The 20,824-nt window shown below is 68.3% G+C and carries 15 protein-coding genes; 9 read left to right on the top strand and 6 right to left on the bottom strand.

What is annotated here, in order from left to right; translation table 11 throughout:
• Positions 1-80: 80 nt before the first annotated feature.
• Positions 81-2,837 (bottom strand): cation-translocating P-type ATPase, encoded by a 2,757-nt coding sequence (locus KY661_RS01830; RefSeq protein ID WP_225408539.1) that lies wholly within the window; start codon positions 2,835-2,837, stop codon positions 81-83.
• A 107-nt stretch (positions 2,838-2,944) separates the two neighbouring features.
• Positions 2,945-4,489 (bottom strand): serine/threonine-protein kinase, encoded by a 1,545-nt coding sequence (locus KY661_RS01825; protein WP_225408538.1) that lies wholly within the window; start codon positions 4,487-4,489, stop codon positions 2,945-2,947.
• A gap of 186 nt (positions 4,490-4,675) precedes the next feature.
• On the opposite strand from KY661_RS01825, the gene KY661_RS01820 reads away from it, so the two are divergent.
• Both KY661_RS01820 and KY661_RS01815 read left to right on the top strand, forming a co-directional pair.
• A complete protein-coding gene (locus KY661_RS01820; RefSeq protein ID WP_225408537.1) occupies positions 4,676-5,779 on the top strand; it encodes a spore photoproduct lyase family protein in 1,104 nt (367 codons plus the stop codon).
• Between the two features lie 73 nt (positions 5,780-5,852).
• Positions 5,853-7,040: a cytochrome P450 gene (locus KY661_RS01815; protein WP_225408536.1), complete on the top strand. Its 1,188-nt coding sequence runs from the start codon at positions 5,853-5,855 to the stop codon at positions 7,038-7,040.
• Here KY661_RS01815 and KY661_RS01810 read toward each other — a convergent pair.
• From KY661_RS01810 to KY661_RS01800, 3 genes are all read right to left on the bottom strand, one after another.
• Complete coding sequence (locus KY661_RS01810) at positions 6,994-8,520, bottom strand: ABC transporter permease/substrate-binding protein (RefSeq protein WP_225408535.1); 1,527 nt, start codon at positions 8,518-8,520, stop codon at positions 6,994-6,996. The genes KY661_RS01815 and KY661_RS01810 overlap by 47 nt on opposite strands.
• A complete protein-coding gene (locus KY661_RS01805; protein WP_225408534.1) occupies positions 8,517-9,242 on the bottom strand; it encodes an ATP-binding cassette domain-containing protein in 726 nt (241 codons plus the stop codon). The genes KY661_RS01810 and KY661_RS01805 overlap by 4 nt, the downstream gene beginning before the upstream one ends.
• 108 nt (positions 9,243-9,350) lie before the next feature.
• Positions 9,351-9,623 carry a hypothetical protein gene (locus tag KY661_RS01800; protein ID WP_225408533.1) on the bottom strand — a complete coding sequence of 91 codons (273 nt, stop codon included), beginning with the start codon at positions 9,621-9,623 and terminating at the stop codon, positions 9,351-9,353.
• A 184-nt stretch (positions 9,624-9,807) separates the two neighbouring features.
• On the opposite strand from KY661_RS01800, the gene KY661_RS01795 reads away from it, so the two are divergent.
• From KY661_RS01795 to KY661_RS01765, 7 genes are all read left to right on the top strand, one after another.
• Complete coding sequence (locus tag KY661_RS01795) at positions 9,808-11,010, top strand: glycoside hydrolase family 26 protein (RefSeq protein ID WP_225408532.1); 1,203 nt, start codon at positions 9,808-9,810, stop codon at positions 11,008-11,010.
• 121 nt (positions 11,011-11,131) lie between these two features.
• On the top strand, positions 11,132-11,785 hold the full coding sequence (gene sitA6 / locus KY661_RS01790) for a SitA6 family polymorphic toxin lipoprotein (protein ID WP_225408531.1): 654 nt from the start codon (positions 11,132-11,134) through the stop codon (positions 11,783-11,785).
• A gap of 20 nt (positions 11,786-11,805) precedes the next feature.
• Positions 11,806-12,519 carry a SitI6 family double-CXXCG motif immunity protein gene (sitI6, locus tag KY661_RS01785; RefSeq protein ID WP_225408530.1) on the top strand — a complete coding sequence of 238 codons (714 nt, stop codon included), beginning with the start codon at positions 11,806-11,808 and terminating at the stop codon, positions 12,517-12,519.
• An 86-nt stretch (positions 12,520-12,605) separates the two neighbouring features.
• Positions 12,606-14,213, top strand: a complete 1,608-nt coding sequence (locus KY661_RS01780) for a Na+/H+ antiporter (RefSeq protein WP_225408529.1) — start codon at positions 12,606-12,608, stop codon at positions 14,211-14,213.
• A gap of 96 nt (positions 14,214-14,309) precedes the next feature.
• Complete coding sequence (locus KY661_RS01775) at positions 14,310-17,888, top strand: discoidin domain-containing protein (RefSeq protein WP_225408528.1); 3,579 nt, start codon at positions 14,310-14,312, stop codon at positions 17,886-17,888.
• Between the two features lie 112 nt (positions 17,889-18,000).
• Positions 18,001-18,768 carry a DUF6310 domain-containing protein gene (locus tag KY661_RS01770; RefSeq protein ID WP_398577126.1) on the top strand — a complete coding sequence of 256 codons (768 nt, stop codon included), beginning with the start codon at positions 18,001-18,003 and terminating at the stop codon, positions 18,766-18,768.
• Positions 18,765-19,523, top strand: a complete 759-nt coding sequence (locus KY661_RS01765) for a DUF5953 family protein (protein WP_225408526.1) — start codon at positions 18,765-18,767, stop codon at positions 19,521-19,523. Before KY661_RS01770 ends, KY661_RS01765 begins: the two co-directional genes overlap by 4 nt.
• A 200-nt stretch (positions 19,524-19,723) precedes the next feature.
• On the opposite strand, the gene KY661_RS01760 is transcribed toward KY661_RS01765, so the two are convergent.
• Positions 19,724-20,815: a YcjF family protein gene (locus tag KY661_RS01760; protein WP_225408525.1), complete on the bottom strand. Its 1,092-nt coding sequence runs from the start codon at positions 20,813-20,815 to the stop codon at positions 19,724-19,726.
• Between the last annotated feature and the right edge of the window lie 9 nt (positions 20,816-20,824).

Raw genomic sequence — 20,824 nt, 5'->3', positions numbered from 1 at the left:
CCCACCCCTCCCCGCATCGCTGCGTCCCGAGAAATAATCATCCCAGGCCCGGAGGGCAGCCCGCCCCGAGGACGCCTCTGTCAGCCCGCGGACGCATGCGCGGGGGTGCTGCCCCCCGTCCGGCGATGGCGCCAGGCCTTCTCCGCGCTGATGACCGGCAGGATGACGGCTGCGGCCAGCGCCGAGAGCCCCAGGTCCTTCCACCCCAGCGCGGCGGTCCCGAAGATCTTCTGCATGAACGGCAGGTAGATGAAGCCCAGCTGCAGCAACACCAGCGCGCCGATGCCCAGGAAGACCATGGGGTTGCTGAACAGGCCCAGCTTGAACAGCGAGCCATGCAGGCTGCGGCACATCAGCAGGTAGAAGATCTGGAACAGGATGACCGTCGTCACGGCCATGGTCTGGGCCTGCCGCAGCGACCCCTCGGAGCCGGGCCGGTCCGCCTCCGCCTGCAACTCCCAGGAGAAGAGGCCGATGGCGCCGGCGGCCATCACCACCGCGGCAACGGCGGTGCGGATCATCACGAAGCGGCTGAGCACCGGCTCGGTGGGAGCCCGGGGCGCCCGGCGCATCAGGTGGGGCTCCTTGGCCTCGAAGGCCAGAGGCAGCGCCAGCGCCACGGTGGCCACCAGGTTGATCCACAGGAACTGCACGGGGAGCATGGGCATCAACGGCGCCAGCACGCCTCCGGCCACCTCCTGAATGGGGAAGAAGGCCACGCTGAAGGCCAGGATGAGCGCCAACCCCAGGTTGGTGGGCAGCACGAAGGCCAGCGACTTGACGAGGTTGTCGTAGACGCGGCGGCCCTCCTCCACCGCGGAGACGATGGTGGTGAAGTTGTCATCCGTGAGGACGATGTCGGCGGACTCCTTGGACACCGCCGTGCCGGTGATGCCCATGGCCACGCCGATGTTGGCCTGCTTGAGGGCGGGCGCATCGTTGACGCCATCGCCCGTCATGGCCACCACCTGGTTCCGGGCCTGGAGCGCCCGCACCAGCCGCAGCTTGTGCTCGGGGGCCACGCGGGCGAACACGTGCGTGGAGGCCGCCACCTCCTGCAACTGGGTATCCTCCAGCTCCGCGAGCCGCTGCCCCGTCACCACCTCACCCTCCGGCAGCCCCAGCTTCCGGCCGATGCTCTCCGCCGTCTTCTGGTGGTCCCCGGTGATCATCTTCACGACGATGCCCGCCTCGTGGCACGCGCGCACCGCGGCGATGACCTCCTGGCGGGGCGGATCAATCATCCCTTGCAGGCCCAGCAGGGCGAAGCCACCCTCCACGTCCTCGGGCTTCAAGCCCGCGTGGGAGGCAGGCACGGCCTTGCGCGCCACGGCCAGCACGCGCATGCCCTGGCTCGCCAGGCGGTCCATCTCCTGGAACACCACGTCGTGCGAGGCCCCATCCTGCTGGCAGCGCTTGAGCACCACCTCCGGCGCCCCCTTGAGGAAGATGGCACGCTGGCCCTCACCGTCCTCGTTGAGGGTGGCCATGAACTGGTGCTCGGACTCGAAGGGAATCGCGTCCACCCGGCCGCAGCGCCCGCGGATCTCCTTCACGCGCACCCCCGCCTTCTCCGCAGCCACCAGGAGGGCGCCCTCCGTGGGGTCTCCGGTGATGGAGCCTTTTCCCTCCATCTGGAGCGCCGCATCGTTGCAGAGCACCCCGGCCCGGAGCAGATCCACCGCCGTGGGGGGCAGCTCCCCGGCGGGCTTGCCCTCGGCCTGGAACTCGCCCTCGATGGCATAGCCCACTCCGGAGACGGACCAGGCGCCCTCGGGCGTCCACAGCGCCTGCACCGTCATCTCGTTGCGGGTGAGCGTGCCCGTCTTGTCCGAGCAGATGACCGTCGTGCTGCCCAGCGTCTCCACGGCGGGCAGCTTGCGGATGACCGCCTGGCGCGCCGCCATGCGCTGCACGCCGATGGCCAGCGCGATGGTGACGATGGCGGGCAGCCCCTCGGGGATGGCGGCGACCGCCAGGGTGATGGCCACCAGCAGCGCCTCGCTGAGCGCGTAGCCCCGCACCAGCCCGACGCCGAGCAGCACCACGGACATCGCCAGGATGGCCCCCGTGAGGTAGCGGCCGATGGTGGCCAGGGCCTTGGTCATCGGCGTCTGCATGTCCGTGGCCTCGCCCAGCATCCGCGAGATGCGCCCCAGCTCCGTGGTGTCCCCGGTGGCCACCACCACGGCCCGGGCCGCCCCGGACGTCACCAGCGTCCCACCGAAGGTCAGGTTGGTGCGGTCGCCCAGGGAGGCGTTCTCCGCCACGGCCGGAAGCTGCTTGCGCACGGGCACGGACTCGCCCGTGAGCGCGGCCTCCTCCACCTGGAGGTTGCGCGCGGAGATGAGCCGCATGTCCGCGGGCACCTTGTCCCCGGAGGCCAGCTCCACCACATCCCCGGGCACGAGCTTCTCGGCGGACAGCGAGATCTTCGTCCCGCCCCGGAGCGCCGTGACGGTCTCCGGCACCATCCGGGCCAGGGCCTCGATGGCCTGGCCCGCGCGGAACTCCTGGATGAAGCCGATGAGGGTGTTGAGCACCACCACGGCAAGCACCACCAGGCCGTCTGTCACCTTCCCCAGGCCGATGGCGAGCGCCGCGGAGCCCAGGAGCACCCAGATGAGCGGGTTGTTGATCTGCCGGAAGAGCACCTTCCAGGGGCTGTTCTGGCTCTCGCGCTTCAGGATGTTCGGACCGTGCTGCGCGAGCCGCTGCTGGGCTTCCTGCTCGGACAGCCCCTCGGGGGTGCTGCGGATGCGCTCCAGCACGGCCTCGGGCGCGAGGGCATGCCAGGACTCGGAAGGGGCACGGGAAGAGGGTTTCGCAACGGTCATGTCAGGCTCCCGCGGAGAAGGGTGGTGACGCGCCACGGACAACGCAGCCTCCCCCGCCTGCTGCCCGGGGGAGGCGCCTGACGCTTAACCTCTCGGGGGAGGCACTGCTAGGGAGAATCCGAGGTCGCGGGACGCTGGGAAGGGGCCATGGGGATGTAGCAAGCCCCCTTCCACTCGTACGCATAGTCCTCACAGTCCTCGGGAGGAGCGGCGATCTTCACCCAGCAGCCCTTGCGAATCTCCACCTCGCCCTTGCCGCAGGGCGGGCGGCGCTGGCCCTGCAGCGGCCCCGGCGGCATGTCCAAGCGGATGGCCGGGGGCACGGGCGTCCCGAGCGGGGCCGTCACCGTCAGCGAGGCATCGCCCACCCCCACGGTGCCGCCATCCTCCAGCCCCGCGTCCTGGGTCCCCGCCTGCCCCGGCAGGAGCTCCTGGGAGACCCACGGCCGGACCTCCGACCCGGCCCAGAGCATCAAGGTCACCCCCAGCACCGCCACCGACAGGCATTGGAGGAACTCCCGGGGAAACGCATGGGGCATCGCCTGCTCCGTCGGCGCCTCGGCCCGGGCCTTCGCCTCGGCCTCCCGCCGGACGAACTCCGCCTGATCCGCGGCATCCCGCTGCGCGGTGGCCTTCAGCAGCGCCCCATCCCGGTAGCGCGGCCGGTGCCCCAGGTATGCCGCCGCTGCCACGTCCTCCGCGGACCAGTCCTGCAGCGCCAGGACTTCCTCTTGGAAGAGGGGCACATCCGCCTCAGGCCCCGCCCCGTCCGCCGCCCGCTCCAGGGCCTCCGCCAGCGCCCCCGCGGTGCCGCGCTGAGCGGGCTTCACCGACACCATGCGCTGGATCAGCACATCGAGCACCGGGGCCACCCTCGCGTTGAGCTCCCGCGGCGCCCGGGGCCCCAGCCCCTCCGCCGCCCAGCACCCGGACAGGGGATGCGCCGGATCCGTGGGGGGCGGGTACTCATCGGTCACCAGCCGGTAGGCGCTCACGCCCAGCGCGAACACGTCGTCCGCGGGCTGAAAGGCATAGCGGGCCGAGGGAGGCCAGGAGGTGTCCTGGGTGAACGCCCAGGCCTCCGGGCTGCGGTAACGCGGGGTGCCCGGGGGCAGGTTCCAGGTGAGCGGCGAGGCCCCCCGGTGGTACGCCGCGCCGAAGTCCACCAGCACCGCGCGGAACGGCGCCGGCTGGACGAGCACGTTGTCGCCCTTCACGTCCCGGTGCACGCCCTGGACCGCGGCCGTGGCCTCCAACCCCCGGGCCACCTGGGCGAGCAGCCGCATCACCTCGCGCGAGGTGGGGTTGCGCGCATACGCCCACTCGTACAGGGGCACCCCGTCCATCCACTCCATCACCAGGTACGGGAAGGCCACCGGCCGCGTGGGGTGCTTCCAGAGCCCGTGGCCCAGGAGCCGGGGCACGTTGGGGTGGCGGATGCGCGCCAGCAGGCGCACCTCGCGCGAGAAGCGCTCGTCCCAGGCATGCAGGGCCAGCTTCAGGGCCACGGGCGCCGCCTGGGAGTGCCCGATACGGGCCGCCCGGTACACGGCGCCATAGCTGCCCCGGCCCTTCCAAGCGCGGATCTGCCAACTGCCCACCTCCGTGCCCGGCGGCAGCGCGGCGGGATCCACCGGGGAAATTGTCTCCATGGGGACCTCGTGGTTCCGGACGGAACCGCTTCCGTCCGCAGCCACCCTACCCCATGGGTTACCCCGAAAGCATCCTCCCTGTTGAGTTCTCACGTGCCCCGGGGCGGCGGGCTTGCTTGCCCCCCCGCCGGCCGGACCCTACGGTCCGCACCGGAAGGGCGCTCCCGCGCATCTCAACGGCTCACGATGAACCTCGAACTCTTCCCCCCCACCCCCGCGCCCCCGGGCCCCCTCGATGGGTTGTTGAAGGTCTCCCGCATCTACCTGGAGCCGGAGGTGTCCGAGTACACGCGGGGCCGGGACATCCTCGCGCGCTTCCCGGATGCCGAGCGGGTGGAGGTGCGCTCGCACTGGAACATCCCGGGCCTCTTCGGCAACGAGGGCAACGCCGAGGCGTGGAACCGCATCAAGGGCACCACGCTGGTGCTCGGGGTGAAGAAGACAATGCGCTTCGAGACCAACGGGCGCAGCGCCGACTACCTGCCACCCTCCACGGCCAATGGCTGCGTCATGAGCTGCGCCTACTGCTACGTGCCGCGCCACAAGGGCTACGCCAACCCCGTCACGCTCTTCGTCAACATCGAGGACATCACCGCGGCCATCCGCCGCCACGCGGGCAAGCTCGGCCCCAAGCACGAGCCCAACACGGTGGATCCGCGCTACTGGGTCTATGACATCGGCTGCAACAGCGACTGCTCGGCCGATGCGGCCCTCAGTGACAACGTGAGGGACCTGGTCCGCCTGTTCACGGCGCTGCCCAACGCCATGAGCTCGTTCGCCACCAAGCTGGTCAACCGCGAGCTGCTCACGTACGCGCCCCGGGGAAAGACGCGCATCCGCTTCAGCCTCATGCCGCACGCGAAGGCGAAGCTGCTCGATGTGCGCACCAGCCCCATCGCCGCGCGCATCGCTGCCATCGATGACTTCGTGACCGCCGGGTACGAGGTCCACCTCAACTTCTCCCCCGTCGTCCTCACCGAGGGCTGGCAGGCCGAGTACAGCGAGCTCTTCGAGCACCTGGATGACTGCCTGAGCGAGCGGACCAAGGCGCAGCTCGCCGCGGAGATCATCTTCCTCACCCACAACGAGCGCCTGCATGAGGTGAACCTGCGCTGGCACCCGAAGGCCGAGGAGCTCTTGTGGCAACCCTCACTTCAGGAGGCCAAGGTGTCCCAGGGCGGCGGTGTCAATGTGCGCTACCGCACCGGGATGAAGGGCCAGCGCGTCGAGGAGTTCAAGCAATTGCTGGCACGGCGCATGCCCTACTGCCGGGTGCGCTACGCCTTCTGATCTCTACACCTGGGTCCCATTGCAGGGGCTCGGCGACTGCTGACATCCTCGGGATCCGCCCAGGAGCCGCCCGATGCGATCCACCGACAACCTGACCAGTCCCGAGAACTGCCGCAATCCCTATCCCCTGTACGTGGAGATGCGGCGCGAGCGGCCCGTGTGCCACGTCGAGCCGGGAGGGCTCGTCGCCGTCAGCCGTTACAAGGACGTGGAATATGTCCTCAAGCACCCCGAGACCTTCTCCTCGCATGGGTTCCGCGTGGCCTGGGAGCCGGAGTGGGTGAAGGACAATCCGCTCGCGCACGGCATGGTCGCCCAGGATGGCGCGGACCACATGCGCCTGCGGACCGCCGTCAGCCGCGCCTTCACCCCCGTGGCCATCAACCGCCTGGCGGCCCAGGTGCGGGAGAACGCCGCGCAGCTCGCCGAGGCGCTGCGGGAGAAGGGCGAAGCGGACTTCATGGATGGCTTCGCCACCCCGCTTCCCTCCCGGGCCATGAGCGCCATCCTCGGCTTGGACCCTTCGCTCGAGCGCCACTACAAGCGCTGGACCGAGGCGGTGGTCGGCGTCACGCCGGTGCCCTTGAGCGAGGAGCACGCCCAGTACACCCGGGACACCATCCAGGAGATGAAGCGTTACATGCAGCAGGCCATCGACGAGCGGCGCCACCAGCCCAAGGATGACCTGCTGGGGCTCATCGTCCGGGGCAAGGGCGACGGGGACACGCTCAGCAACTCGCAGATGATGGCCCTGTGCTTCAACCTGCTCACCGGAGGCCTCGAGACGACGAGCTTCTTCTTCTCGAACGCCGTGCGGCTCCTGGCCGAGCGCCCGGATGTGTACGCGCAGCTGCGCGCCGACCGCTCGCTGCTGCCCAAGTTCATCGACGAAGTCCTTCGCTACGACGGGCCCGTGAGGGGCCTGCCCCGCATCGTCATGCAAGACATCGAATTGTCCGGGGTGCGCATCGAGAAGGGCGCCTGCGTCCTGCTGCTCGTCGCCTCCGCGAACCGCGACGAGACCGAGTTCCCCGAGCCGGACCGCTTCGACCTTCAGCGCGAGCGCACGGGCATCTCCTTCGGCTACGGCAGCCACTACTGCATCGGCGCCTTCCTGGCGAAGCTGGAGGCCCAGGCGGGGCTGGAGGCCCTGCTCGACCGGTTCAGCGGCTTCCAGGTCCTCTCCGAGCGCGTGGTGTGGAACCGGAGCCTCATCACCAGCGGCCCCGAGACGATGCCGGTCCGCTTCCTGACGGCCTGAGCCCGGCCGGCACCACGAGCCGCTCCACCCCTCCGAACAGCGCGCTGACGGCCAGGGCCATCAGCGCCGCGGGCACGGCGCCCTCCAGGATGAGCCCGGTATCATCCAGCCGGATGCCGGTGAGGATGGGCTGCCCATAGCCTCCCGCGCCGATGAGCGCCCCGAGCGTCGCCGTGCCCACGTTGATGACGGCGGCCGTCTGGAGGCCCGCCAGGAGGGACGGCGCGGCCAGGGGCAGCTCGATGCGCCACAGCCGCGCCCGGGGCGGCAGGCCCAGGGCCTCCGCGGACTCGCGCAAGTCCGCGGCAATCCCCGCGAGCCCCGCCGCCGTGTTCCGGACGATGGGCAGCAGGCCATAGAGGAACAGCGCCACGATGGCAGGCCGCGTGCCGATGCCGAGCAGCGGAATCATGAACACCAGGAGCGCCAGCGAGGGAACCGTCTGGATGATGCTCGCCAGCCCCAGCACGAGCCGGCCCAGCCGGGCCCGCTTCGCCGCGAGCACGCCCAGCGGCACCGCCACCCCGGCCGACGCGAGCAGCGACACGGCCACGAGGAACAGGTGCTCCCGTGTCCGGCGCCAGAGCCGCCAGGCCAGCCCCTCCGCCCGGACCTCGCTCTCCACCCGCAGCTCCCGTGACAGGAACCCGGCGGCCACGCGCCCCTCCGCCACATGTTCGAGCCGCGCCTGGGCGTTGAGCGCCACCATCCCGGCCTCGGAGATCCGCCCCTCCAGGCGCCGCAAGGACGCGAGCACCTCGGGCGCCCGGGCCGCCCAGTCCTCCCGGTAGAGCAGGACGGCGTCATAGGAGGGGAAGTGCTTCAGGTCGTCCTCCAGCACGCGCAGGCCATACGCGGCGATCTCCGCGTCGGTGGAGTACAGGTCCGTGACTTGAAGGGCGCCGCTCTCCAGGCCCCGGTAGGCGAGATCATGATCCAGCCCCCGCACCTCGCGCTGGGGAAGCTGGTAGCGCTCGCGCAGGGCGGGCCAGCCATCCGCGCGGTCCATGAACTCGTTGCTCAGGCCCAGCCGCAGCTCCGGATGGCGTCTGAGGTCCGAGATGCGCCGCAGCCCCAGGCGCTCCGCCTCGGCCTCCTTCATCCCCAGCGCATAGGTGTTGTTGAAGCCCAGCGGCGCGCTCATGCCGAGCCCTTGCGCGGCCAGGGCCTCCCGCAGGGCGGCGTCATCCTTCAGCGCCCGGCCCGCGAAGAGCTCCTGGCGCAAGGTGCCCGTGTACTCGGAATAGACGTCCAGCTCGCCCCGGCGCAGGGCCTCCCAGAGCACGGTGGTGCCGCCCAGCTCGCGCCGGTGGACCGCGTGCGCGCCCGTGTCCCGGGCCAGCCGCGCCACCATCTCCCCGATGATGACGGACTCGGTGAACTTCTTGGAGCCCACGCGCACCTCGGCGCCAGCCGGCGACGGCGCGGGAGCACAGGCGCCCAGCCCGAGGCCCAGGAGCAGCAGGCACAGTCCCCTCACCGCTGCGCCCGGATGAAGCGGGTGACGAACGGCTCCGCGGGGTGGGCCTCCAGCGTCTCCAGGAGCCCCTGCTGAACCACGCGGCCCTCCCGGAGCAGCACGATGTGGTGCCCCAGGAACGCCGCCTCTCCCAGGTCATGCGTGACGAGCACCACCGTCTTTCCCAGCCTTTCGAAGATGGCCTTCAGGTCCGCTTGCAGCTCGGCGCGGACCATTGGATCCAACGCGCCCAGCGGCTCATCCAGCAGGAGCCCCTCGGGCTCCAGCATCAGGGCCCGCATGAGGCCGACGCGCTGGCGCTGTCCGCCCGAGAGCTGCAAGGGGTAGCGCCCCAGCGCCTCCGCCGGAAAGCGCGTCAGCTCCACGAGCAGCTCCAGCCGCTCCCGCACCCGCCGCGCGGGCCACCGCAGGTGCTGGGCCACGAGGGTGACGTTGCGCTCTGCGGTGAGGTGGGGAAAGAGCCCGCCGCCCTGGAGCGCGTACCCCAGGCGCCGGCGCACCGCCAACAGCGCGTCCTCGGCGTGGGGCAGCGGCTGGCCCTCGAAGAGGACCTGTCCCGTGTCGGGACGGAGCAAGCCGTTCATCAACCGGAGCAGGGTGGACTTGCCGCACCCGCTGGGGCCAATCAGCACGGTGGTGCGCCCTGAAGCCAGCGTCAGGTCCACCGGGTGCAAGGCCTGCATGGCGCCGAAGCGCTTGGAAACTCCGGTCAGTTCAAACAAGGCTCAGTCCGGGAAGGCGCGGCCAGGACGAGGACATCCTCTTGGAAACGGGACGCCTCGTCCACCTGCCGCAGGTCCTCACGGACCCCGTCTAGCCTTCCGCGGGCATCACGGGCAAACGCAGGTGCCGTTGCACGCGTAGTCGCGGTAGCACGTGTTGCCACCGCAAGCGGCCGTACACTGCGCCTGGGTGCTGTAGTACCCGCTCCAATCACACGTCCACATCAGCTTGCAGATGGCCTGCTCGGAGTGGGTCCCATCGGTGCTGACCTGCTCCGCTGCGGCCTGCTCCTCGGTGGGCGCAGGCTGGGTGCTGCCGCAACCCGTTCCGGCGAACGTGAGACCCGCGACGAGGACGGCCACGAAAGAGGTGATGCGCATGGGATGAGACTCCTGGGTGAGGTGAGCGAGCAGGACCAGCACGGATGGTATGGGTCCACACGCGTTTTCACAAGATTTCGACAAGGCAGCGATTCAGCCAAATTATCTAAAATCAGCATTTACAGCTTTTTATTGAATTCACCGCACACTAGGGTTCGCCGCTCTCTGTTTCAGGAGACACGGTATGCCCTTTCCCTCCACCAGTTCCGCTCCCGCGCCGCGAACGGCGTGGTCCCGCCGCTCATTGCTGCGCATCGCCACCTTCACCACGGCGATGGCCTTCTCCCTCGGGGCCAGTCCTGCCCTGGCGCAGGTCTCCAAGACGCTGAGCACCGCGGCGCCCACGGCCCAGTCCCAGAAGGTCTACAACCTGCTGGCCGACCTGGAGAACAACAGCCGCAATGGCATCAAGAAGCAGACCATCATGGGCCAGCACTGCGAGGCTCAGAAGGAGAGCTACGCGGGGGAGTACTGGGTCAAGGTCGGTGACATCACCGGGAAGCGGCCGGGCTTCGTGGAGCTCGATTTCGGCCCTGGCAACTACGGCTCGACCTACAGCGCGCCCTACGTGGACTACGCCGTCGGCTTCGCGCGCGACCGGTTCATCTACGGCGAGGGCATCGTCGGCTTCAGCTTCCACCAGTCCTACCCGGGCGCGGGCACGAAGAGCTGGGAGAACACCTTCCGCCAGGGCTGGATGGACTACAACTGGATGGGCCGGGTCATCAACTGGCAGGCGAACACCTCCGAGTACCAGGCGCTGCTGCGGGACTTGTCCTTCGCGGCCGACAAGCTCGCCTACCTGCAGCAGCAGGGCGTCCCGGTGCTCTTCCGCCCGTTCCACGAGATGAACAAGAAGGGCTCCGCGTCACCGTTCTGGTGGGCCAACCAGGATCCCGCCCAGTACAAGCAGCTCTGGAACATCGCGCATGACTACCTGGTGAAGACGCGCGGGCTGAAGAACCTGATCTTCGTCTGGTGCCCGTACGAGTGGGACGGCACCTACGGCGGCGATCCGTGGAACTACTACCCCGGCAATGACCGCGTGGACGTGGTGGCCGTGGACATCTACCACGGCAACCCGTACTTCCCCGCGAAGTTCTATGACGACCTGAAGGGCTACAACAAGCCGCGCATGCTCGGGGAGAACGACAAGCTGCCGGTGCGCTGGGGCGACAGCCGCTACGGCACCGTCTCGGAGATCGACGCCCGCCCGTGGGTCATCTGGTCCGTGTGGGGCGACTCGCTGCTCTACAACCTGGGCACCACGAACCCGAACGACTGGAACGTGTCGAGCAACTACAAGGCCATCAAGGACACGTACAGCCACGGGAACGTGCTCACCGGTGGCGGCAACGCGAACTACAACTGGGGCGGCTTGCGCTGAAGCCGCCGTTGCGCCGGGGCCTGCCAGGAGCCGTTTCCTCCGGGCGGGCCCCCTTCCGTTCCCGTCAGTCCATCGCCGGGAACGGGCCGATGTAGTCGACTCTCCATAGAGGAGGCCCCCTATGAGCCTCATTGCATGGATTCGAACGGCCAGCCTGAGCGTACTCCTGGCGTCCTGTGCATCCACTGCCCCTTCACGGTGCGAGCCGGCCAAGGACTCAGCGGCCTCATCCGACGAGGTGTGTCAGGGCACTACCACCCTGGAGCTGTTCTGCGCCCCAGAGGCTTGCGCGCTTTTTCGCTGCCAGGATCTCGTTGTTGCCGGCGAAGCCACTTCTCTTGAAGTGGAGCCCGCTCGCTGGAACCGGCTCTTCAGAGGATCAGGGTGGCCTCGCAGAGGGTGGAGATACCCGCGCGCCGATGCGGCCCCCGTCTTCGTCATCCGCTGGAACAACCACCCCGCCCCGCTCCTCCCCCGGCAACGCTCACACCCTCCGGAGAGCGTGGAGCGACACCACATCTTTCCCCAAGCTCCAGATCTGGCTGCCTGGTTCTCACGGCACCGAATCAAAATTCATGATTACACGCTGCTCATCCCCCGTGATGTCCATCGCAAGATCCATGGTGGAGGTCCGCGCGGGGGACGGTGGAACGAGGAGTGGAGACGATGGATGGAAGAGCGTGATACCGCGACCCACGAGGAGATCTGGCGTCATGCCATCAAGCTCATCGTTCAGTACGATCTGACAGGCTCCCAGATGGTTCCCTATCGCTGATGAGCCCAGCAGAAGGACAGATGCGCTTCTATCGACTCAAAGCGGACAAGGCAGCCCTCTCCACGGGTGACCTCGCCGCCTCGTCCCGCTGGGGATTACCTGGCTCCGAATGCCCTGTGTGTGGCGCCATCTGGGCCAGTGCCGGAACCGCCTATCCTTGCGTGGATCTCTCGGATCATCCCCTTCGAGCCGCCCTCGAAAAACCCCGCGCGGAGCCCCTCGAAGAGTTCGAGCGGTTGCGTGAGGCTGTCCGGCCATGGCTGCCGCCGGGAGTTCCCATTCCGCCAGGCACCCGCTTCGGGCCGCTGGTGGGCACGGCCCGAGGCAACTTCGGGGCGTTCTTCTTTCAGAACCCCTGGACGCTCCTGGCCCGGCGGGAAGCGGCGGAGCAACTGCTGGCGCATGGTGTCCGCAGCCTGAAAGGCTGCCCGCCCGAGCTGCGGTTCGCCCAAAAAAAGAACCCGCCCGAGTTGCTCGAACTTCAGCTGTCCCCCCTGGCCAAGCTGCACGAGGACTGTCTTCCCCAGCGCCCGCCGCCGTGCGCACGCTGCGGCCGGGATGGCTTCGAACTCCCCAAGAGCCTCCTGCTCGACGCCTCTTCTCTCCCCCCTCACGAGGATCTCTTTCGCCTGCTCAACTTCGCCACCGTGCTGGTGGGCTCCGAGCGCTTCAGGGAAGCCGTCCAGCACCTCGGGCTCGATGGCATCGAGTTTCATGAGTTGGCGCTCCGCTGAGCCCTTCTCCATTTGACGGGTTGCCCGAGGCCCCTCCGGGATGGCATAGAGACTGACCTTTTGTTCCCCAATCGTCTGGGAAGCCGATGCAATTCGAGTTGGCGTTCGTACTGCTCTTCGCCGTGGCGACGGCCGTGGCCATCGTGGCGCGCTATTTCAAGTTCCCCTACACGGTGGCCCTGGTGGTGGCCGGGCTCGTGCTGGGCACCGCGCATGCCTTCGAGCCACCCCACCTGACCAAGGGGCTGCTCTTCGCCGTCATCCTCCCGGGCCTCATCTTCGAGGCGGCCTTCCACGTGGACTTCCGGAAGTTCTGGAAGAACAAGCTTGCCATCCACGCCCTGGCCATCCCCGGCGTCGTCGCGGCCGTGGCCGTCACCGCGCTCCTGCTGTCACCCGCCGTGGGCGGGCTCCAGCTCGTCCAGGGCTTCGCCTTCATCCACGCCCTGGTGTTCGCCTCGGTCATCGTCTCCACGGACCCCATCGCCGTGGTGAGCCTCTTCAAGATGCTGGGTGTCCCCAAGCGCCTGGCCGTCCTCGTGGAGGGCGAGAGCCTGCTCAATGACGGCACGGCCGTCGTGCTCTTCAACCTCATCGTCGCCGTGGCGCTCGGGGGCGAGTTCACCACGAGCGGCGCCGTGCTGGACTTCATCAAGGTGGCCGGCGTGGGCGGGCTCATCGGCGGGCTCATCGGGTTCGCCGTGTCCCAGGTCATCCAGCGCATCGAGGACGCGATGGTGGAGATCACCCTCACCGTCATCGCCGCCTATGGCTCGTTCGTGGTGGCCGAGAACTTCCACTTCTCGGGCGTCATCGCCACCGTGGTGGCCGGCATGCTGTGTGGCAACTGGGCCGCCAACACCGGCATGAGCGCCACCACGCGTGTCGCGGTGGAGAGCTTCTGGGAGTACCTGGCCTTCGCGCTCAACTCCGTTGTGTTCCTGCTCATCGGCATGGAGGTGCAGCTCCAGTCGCTGCTGGACTCGTGGGTGCCCATCCTCCTCGCGTATCTGGCCGTGCTGCTCGGCCGCGCGCTCGTGGTGTACGGCGTGTCCGGCCTGTTGCGCTTCTCCTCCGAGCGCGTGCCGTGGAGCTGGAGCACGGTGCTCACCTGGAGCGGCCTGCGGGGGGCCATCTCCATGGTGCTGGTGCTGAGCCTGCCCGAGGGCTTCGCCCACCGGGAGCTGCTGGTGAACATGACCTTCGGCGTGGTGGTGCTCTCCATCATCGTCCAGGGGCTCACCATGCCGCCGCTGCTGCGGCGCCTGGGCGTTACCGGCCAGCGGGACGTGTACCAGGAGAAGTACGAGCTGGCCCGGGGCCGCCTCAGCTCCGTCCACGCCGCCATGGGCGCGCTGGAGTCCATGCGCCGCTCCCGTGACATCCCCGCCGATGTGCTGGACCAGTTGGAGAAGGACTACGAGCAGAAGGCCCGCGCGGCCCAGGAGGAGCTGGCCAACCTCAAGCAGCAGACGAACCGCTTCCACGAGGAGGAGCACCAGGAGGCCGTGCGGCGCGTGCTCATCATCGAGAAGGACTCGCTGCTCAAGGCCTACCAGAAGGGCGCCATCGGCAAGGAGGCCTACGAGCACCTGAGCACCGAGCTGGATGAGCGGCTCGCGAAGGCGAAGGACGCCGAAGCCCACGTCTCCCTGGAGGACTCGGTGGTGAGCAACGAGCCCGTTCGCAATTGAAACGTTTCGAGAATTCCATACTAAACAGCCCTGTTTGATGTTTTCTGTTTAAGCCCTTTAGAGTGCTTTCCCCCGATTGCGCTCCAGAGGGTTCCCATGAGACTCGCGTCCGCCGGCTTGCTGCTGGCGCTCCTGCCCTTGTTCGCCGGTTGGGAGGCCCATGCGGCCTCCAGCCTGCTGTCCCTGAAACGTCCCGCCACCGCGTCCTCCGTGGAGGGGGGCAACACGGCGGACCTCGCCGTGGACGGCAATACCGGGCCCCGGTGGGCCAGCGTCTGGGGCGTGGACCCGCAGTGGCTCTCCGTGGACCTGGGTGCCACGGCCGCCATCGACCGGGTCAAGATTCAGTGGGAGGCGGCTTATGCCAAGGCCTACAAGGTCCAGGTCTCCGCGGACGGCAACACCTGGACGGACCTCTATTCCACGGCGGCCGGTGACGGCGGCGTCGATGACCTGACCGTCTCCGGCAGCGGCCGGTACGTGCGTGTGCATGGGACGCAGCGCGCGCTGACGAACTACGGCTACTCCATCCTGGAGCTCGAGGTGTACGGCACCGTGGGCGGCGGGGGCACGGGCCCCACGCTCCAGCTCGCGCTGAACCGCAGCGTCTATGCCTCCTCGATGGAGGGCGGCAACACGGCGGAGCAGGCCGTGGACGGCAGCACCGGCTCCCGGTGGTCCAGCGCGTGGGGCGTGGATCCGCAGTGGCTCTACGTGGACCTGGGTGCCGCCGCACAGGTCAGCCGCGTCAAGATTCAGTGGGAGGGCGCCTACGCCAAGGCCTACAAGGTCCAGATTTCGAGCGATGAGCTGACCTGGACGGACCTCTATTCCACGGCGGCCGGCGACGGCGGCATCGATGACTTGACCGTCTCCGGCAGCGGCCGGTACGTGCGCATGTACGGCACGCAGCGGGCGCTCGCCGCGTATGGCTATTCCATCCTGGAGTTCGAGGTGTACGGCACGGGCGGGGTGAACACGCCCCCGGTGCAGTACGGCCCCAACGTGGCGCTGAACCGGACCACCACCGCTTCCTCCTATGAGCCCAACCCGCCTGCGGGCACCGCGGTGCCCGCGAACGCCGTGGACGGCAATCCGGCGACGCGCTGGGGCTCCAACGCCACGGACAGCGAGTGGCTCACCGTGGACCTGGGCAGCTCCCGGACGATTGGCCGCGTGGTGCTCAAGTGGGAGACGGCTGCGGGGCGCGTGTTCGACTTGCAGGTCTCCCCCAACGGCACGCAGTGGACCACCGTCTACCGCGAGCTCCGGGGCGCGGGCGGCACGCAGACCATCCCCCTGTACACCACCGGCCGCTATGTCCGGATGCAGGGCTACGCCCGGGCCACGAGCTTCGGCTACTCCCTCTACGAGTTCGAGGTCTACGACTATGTGGCGGGCCAGCCCCAGCCCACCCACACGATTGCGCCGCTGCCCGTTCCGTCCAAGGTGGCCGTGGGCCAGGGCAGCTACCTGACGAACGACTACAAGATGCCGCAGCCCCGCTACCCGGGCTACCGCACCAGCAACGTGACGACGCCCCTGCCGTCCAATGACTGGTGGCAGTCCCTGTTCATCAAGCCGCAGGGCGATTACCTCGTCACCCTGCCCCTGAAGTCCAAGTTCTTCAGCCAAGGGCTCGGCGTCCTGAATCCCGGCGCGGGGTGGATCAACGGCGACCGCTCGGCCGTGAACGCCGATGGCAACCCGGACTTCTACCTGCGCTCCACCAGCATCGACACATCCAAGATGGCCAACCGGGTGACGGGCTACGGCGACTGGTCCGTGGACGCCGTACTCAGCGATGACGCCACCGACAAGTTCAAGGTGACGTTCGTCAAGGGCTCGCCCTACCTCTATACCCAGTTCAGCGATCCCAACTCGGTGGAGATCTACTCCTCCGTCATCTCCCAGATCTTCAATGACAGCAACACGGCGATCCTCACCGCGGATGGCACCTCGGTGACCACCGACCGGATCGGCGTGCGGATCTCCAACACCGACGGCGGAGGCACGGCCCAGACGCGCTACTACGGCGTCTTCGCCCCGGCAGGCACCGTGTTCCAGAAGGTGGGCTCCAAGCTGAAGATCCGCCTGGGCAGCGGCCAGAACTTCCTCGCGGTGGCGGCCCTGCCGTCCCCCACCGACCTGAACTACTTCTACCAGCACGCGTACGCCTTCGTGACGGGCACCCAGGTCAGCTACGCCTACGACGAGGCCTCCGCGCAGCTCACCACCACCTTCAATCTGACGACGCAGCTCAAGCGCACCGGGTTCTCCAATGTCACGCTGACGGCGCTGCTGCCCCACCAGTGGAAGAGCACCACGGCGGCGCTCACCGCGCTCACCTACCCGTCCGTGCGCGGCACGCTGAAGCTCCGCGAGGGCAACGCCTTCACCACGGTGAACCGGTTCCACGGCATCGTCCCCCAGTTCCCGGAGCCCACCAACCCCGAGTACTCGCGGACGCTGATGAGCCAGTACCTGCAAATCCTGGAGCGGCAGACCGCCAGCACCCCGATGGCCGCCGATGCGTACTGGCAGGGCAAGCAGCTGCACCCGCTCGCCATGGGCGTGCTCGCCGCGGACAAGACCGGCAACACCGCCTACCGGGACCTGTTCCTCTCGCGCATCCGCACCATCCTCACCAACTGGTACACGTACACGGACGGCGAGCCGGACTACTTCTTCTATTACAACCCGGACTGGGGCACGACGTACTACCGGGTCAGCGAGTTCGGCGCCAACACCGGCATCACCGACCACCACTTCACCTACGGCTACTACGTCTTCGCCTCGGCGGTGCTCGCCACGTATGACCCGAGCTTCCGCACCCAGTACGGCGCCATGGTGGAGCACCTGATCCGCGACTACGCGAACCCCTCGCGCACCGACACGCTGTACCCGTTCTTCCGCAGCTTCGATCCGTACGAGGGCCACTCCTGGGCCGGTGGCTACGCGGACAACAACAACGGCAACAACCAGGAGGCGGCCGGCGAGTCGCTGTTCGGCTGGGTGGGCCAGTACCTGTGGGGCGTGCTCACCGGGAACACCGCCTACCGCGACGCGGGCATCTACGGCTTCACCACGGAGCTGAAGGCCGTGGAGCAGTACTGGTTCAACTATGACGGGGACAACTGGGTGCCCCAGTGGACGCACAAGACCGTGGGCCAGGTGTACGGCTCGTCCAACTTCTACGGCACCTTCTTCAGCGGCGCGCCGGTCCACATCTACGGCATCCACTGGCTGCCCACCGCCGAGTACCTGACCAGCTACGGCTTCAACCCCACCAAAGCCGCCGCGCTCTACAACGGCTTCGTGACGGACAACGGCGGGCCCGAGAAGGAGTGGCAACACGTCGTGTGGCCCATCCAGTCGCTGAGCAACGCCGCCGGGGCCATCGGCAAGTGGAACGCCTCCGCCCTGCAGCAGAACGAGGTCTTCAACACGTACTGGTTCATCCACAACATGGCCAGCCTCGGCCAGCGCACCTCGGACCTCTGGGCCACGGGCAAGGCGGCGGCCACCGTCTACAAGAAGGGCACCGTGTACTCGGCGCTCGTGTGGAACCCCACCGATGCCCCGCTCACGGTGACGTTCAAGAACGCCTCGGGCACCACGGGCACCGCCTCCGTGCCCGCCAAGTCGCTCCTCCGGGTCAACCCGGTGCAGTAGTCCCCGCGTCCCGTTGCCGCAAAGGAGCTCGGGCGGGCCGTCTACCCGCGCGGTTCTGGAGCGGCAACGGGCGCTGTGCCGCGAGGCCACGTGCCGGTGAGCCGCTGGGTCCATGAGGCCGAGGCGGAGCGCTGGAAAAGGACGCGGAATGAACCTCCGAACTTACAGCGCACTCCGCCAAGCCGTTGCCGTTGCCGGAGTCGTAGCTGGGTGCGCCACCTCTCCAGAGGGGCCTGAGACTCAAGAGGCGCCTGAGACCTACGCTTGGGCGCCTGTGCGCCCACCCGCTGTGCCCGGCACGGGCCTCCCCATGCCCGGGCAGCCAGGGCATGTTCGCCCCAAGCCCCTGCCGCGGAGCCCGCACAAGCGCGTGTTGCCGCCTACCCGGGAGCCGGGCCTTTGGGCTGGAGACGCTCCTCATGCGTCGCAGGAACCGGAGGCGAAACCCACACCGGAGAGGCCCGGAGCGAACAGGAGGGACCCGCCTGCCCCGGTGACGGCGGAGCGCCGCCGCCCAGAGTGCGAGCCCATCCCAGTGCCACACGCGGGCGAAGATCCCCCGCATAACGAGTGCGCCGATAGGTTTCCGCCGAACCGCTACCCCGGAAAGGACGTGCTCGTTGGCGGCAAGCGCTTTGATGCGCTGCAAGTCGGCGTGCGCGTGCTGTGGGAGATCAAGACCCATCGATTCGACGCGTACTCTGACTTCATCCAGCGGCAGACGATCTTGGAGCAAGTGCCATTGCTACAGGAAGAGCGGGACATCGCGGAGGCATGTGGATACGGCTTCGTCGTTGGGGTGAGCACCCAAGCCCACAAGGATGCGTTACTGCAACGGGATCCCAGACTTGATATCGTCGTCACGGGGTGCATGCGATGACCAAGCGGAGAACCCTTATCCTCATCGTCTACGCGCCTGCGCTTGTAGGAGACGACGGCCGCACGCTCGCAGTCGTCCACGGAATCGAACGGGCGCTTCCCGGTGTGCGCTTGGAGTGGGAGCTGTCAAAGGCGGGGCGGCCCATTGCGTTGCCGCAACGCGATGGGTGGCTCGCTGAGGCAAGCGTGCGTGGGAAGTTTCCGCTGCTGTGCAACGGTGACGAGAGTTACCCCGTGACGGTTACAGGATGGGGAACACCTGCGCGCCAAAACGCGGGCGGCCAGCCACAATTTGAAGTCCATGTAGAGTTGCCGCTGGATGCGGCCAGCATCGCAGCTGCGGCGGATCTGCTGGATGGCGTGGCAGAAGGCGCACGCGCGTTCTGGGGGCGTGCGACGCCCGACGGCGCTGCGCTGGACATCGCGTATCAAATAGCCCCCACCCGGGAAGGGCCGCCGTCCCCACCCCGTGGGCTGCCCGCGCTCAAGCTCTTCAAGGATATTCGCGCGCCGGAGATTCCCTATTACCTCGGGTGGCTGAACTACTGGTCGGATGCTGCCGCTCGGGCTATCGGCTTCCCGGATCCCTCGCGTGACGCGGACTTGCTCTCTCGGGCGCGGCGCACCGAGAGGGGCGGGTGGATCGTGCGGCTTACAGATACGCCGCTCGATCTCGACATCCCCTCGCACCTGGAGGCGCTCTTACGAGCGTATGAGCGCTTCCCGGAGATTGGCGGGCGCGTGCCTCAGCGCTGAGTCACCGGGCCCGAGTTGGAGTCGGCCGACGCGGCACTGAGCTTGCCCCGGTTTTGTTGGACACCCCCAGTAAGTCGAAGCACAAGGAGGAGTGTCCATGGAGCGAAGCATTCACCGGTGCGTCAGCGCGTACAAGCTCAGGCAGTGCCTGAGAACTCTACGACGCGGCACCGGAACTCGCGGCGGATGCGCTCCTTGCCTCAGGGACGGGAGGAGTTCCGGCCATGGAGCTCCTCCCGGAAGGCCTGGGCGACTTCCTCCTCCGTGGGGGGCTCGCCCTGGTTGCGCAGGAAGAGCTTCGACAGGACGCTGATGTAGCCCTCTCCGAAGAGGGTCGTCACCGCGATGGCCGTGGCCGCGGAGATGGCGGCGCCCACGACGGTGCCTACGCCCGGCACGAGCTTCAGCAGGCCCGAGACAATCGTCTGTCCCGAGAGCGTCGCCACCAGCCCCCCGCTCGCCGAGCTGATCAGCGTGGAGAGGAAGGCCTGGCTCAGGGGCAGGCCGAACACGGCGCTGATGCTCGCCAGCATGCCGATCTGCACCGGCACGATGACGAGCGCGTCCGAGAAGGGAATGGGCGTCGCGCCGATGGTGCCCGCCAGCGTGGCGGCGCTGCCCACGATGGCGTGGGCCCGCGTGCGCTTCTGCTCCACGCTCACCTTCTGCGCGGCGGCGAAGGCGTTGCGCTGGGCCTCGGGCACCAGCTCCATCGTCACGTCCACGAGATCCTGGAGCCCGCGCGGCTCCAGCACGTGCCCCTCGTCGTCCTGCTCGCGCAGCGCGCGGACGCGCATGGCGTTGCGCGCCACGGGCATGAGCTGGAGCACCTGCTCCCGGAAGCCCTGGTCCGAGCGGGCCTTGGTGATGACCGCCACCACCGGCATGTACCGGGCGAGCATCTCCGCCACGGCCGTCTCTCCCTGCTCCACCCGGCGCGAATCCTCGGAGAGGCACACCCAGGCCACGTGCAGGTGGCGCTTCGCATCCGCGTCCGTCGAGCGCGCGCGCACCTCCGCCTCCAGTTGGCGCGTCGTCTCCGCGTACTGGTCCATCTCCAGCCCGCGGGTGTCGAGGATGGTGAGGGGCAGCCCCTCCTTCGAATACTCCCGCGCGCTCCGGGTCACCGGACGGCCCTGGCCCGTCTCCGCCAGGTTGCCCTGGAAGACGGCATTCACCAGGGTGCTCTTGCCCACCCCGCTGCGCCCGGCGATGACGATGTTGACCCGGCCCCGCTTGCTCAGCGCTTCCTCCAGTTGGCGCCGCACCTCGTCCGCGAGGTTGAAATCCATGGAAGAGCC

Source organism: Allostigmatella hybrida (assembly GCF_020103775.1).
Lineage (GTDB): Bacteria > Myxococcota > Myxococcia > Myxococcales > Myxococcaceae > Hyalangium > Hyalangium aurantiaca.
This window is presented reverse-complemented; position numbering and strand designations above follow the sequence as displayed.

Bases quoted from the DNA above. Each gene is read 5' to 3' on its own strand.
- KY661_RS01800 (WP_225408533.1), bottom strand. From the start codon at position 9,623: ATGCGCATCACCTCTTTCGTGGCCGTCCTCGTCGCGGGTCTCACGTTC.
- KY661_RS01795 (WP_225408532.1), top strand. From the start codon at position 9,808: ATGCCCTTTCCCTCCACCAGTTCCGCTCCCGCGCCGCGAACGGCGTGG.
- KY661_RS01765 (WP_225408526.1), top strand. From the start codon at position 18,765: ATGACCAAGCGGAGAACCCTTATCCTCATCGTCTACGCGCCTGCGCTT.
- KY661_RS01830 (WP_225408539.1), bottom strand. From the start codon at position 2,837: ATGACCGTTGCGAAACCCTCTTCCCGTGCCCCTTCCGAGTCCTGGCAT.
- sitA6 (WP_225408531.1), top strand. From the start codon at position 11,132: ATGAGCCTCATTGCATGGATTCGAACGGCCAGCCTGAGCGTACTCCTG.
- sitI6 (WP_225408530.1), top strand. From the start codon at position 11,806: ATGCGCTTCTATCGACTCAAAGCGGACAAGGCAGCCCTCTCCACGGGT.
- KY661_RS01775 (WP_225408528.1), top strand. From the start codon at position 14,310: ATGAGACTCGCGTCCGCCGGCTTGCTGCTGGCGCTCCTGCCCTTGTTC.
- KY661_RS01770 (WP_398577126.1), top strand. From the start codon at position 18,001: ATGAGGCCGAGGCGGAGCGCTGGAAAAGGACGCGGAATGAACCTCCGA.
- KY661_RS01760 (WP_225408525.1), bottom strand. From the start codon at position 20,815: ATGGATTTCAACCTCGCGGACGAGGTGCGGCGCCAACTGGAGGAAGCG.
- KY661_RS01780 (WP_225408529.1), top strand. From the start codon at position 12,606: ATGCAATTCGAGTTGGCGTTCGTACTGCTCTTCGCCGTGGCGACGGCC.
- KY661_RS01815 (WP_225408536.1), top strand. From the start codon at position 5,853: ATGCGATCCACCGACAACCTGACCAGTCCCGAGAACTGCCGCAATCCC.
- KY661_RS01825 (WP_225408538.1), bottom strand. From the start codon at position 4,489: ATGGAGACAATTTCCCCGGTGGATCCCGCCGCGCTGCCGCCGGGCACG.
- KY661_RS01820 (WP_225408537.1), top strand. From the start codon at position 4,676: ATGAACCTCGAACTCTTCCCCCCCACCCCCGCGCCCCCGGGCCCCCTC.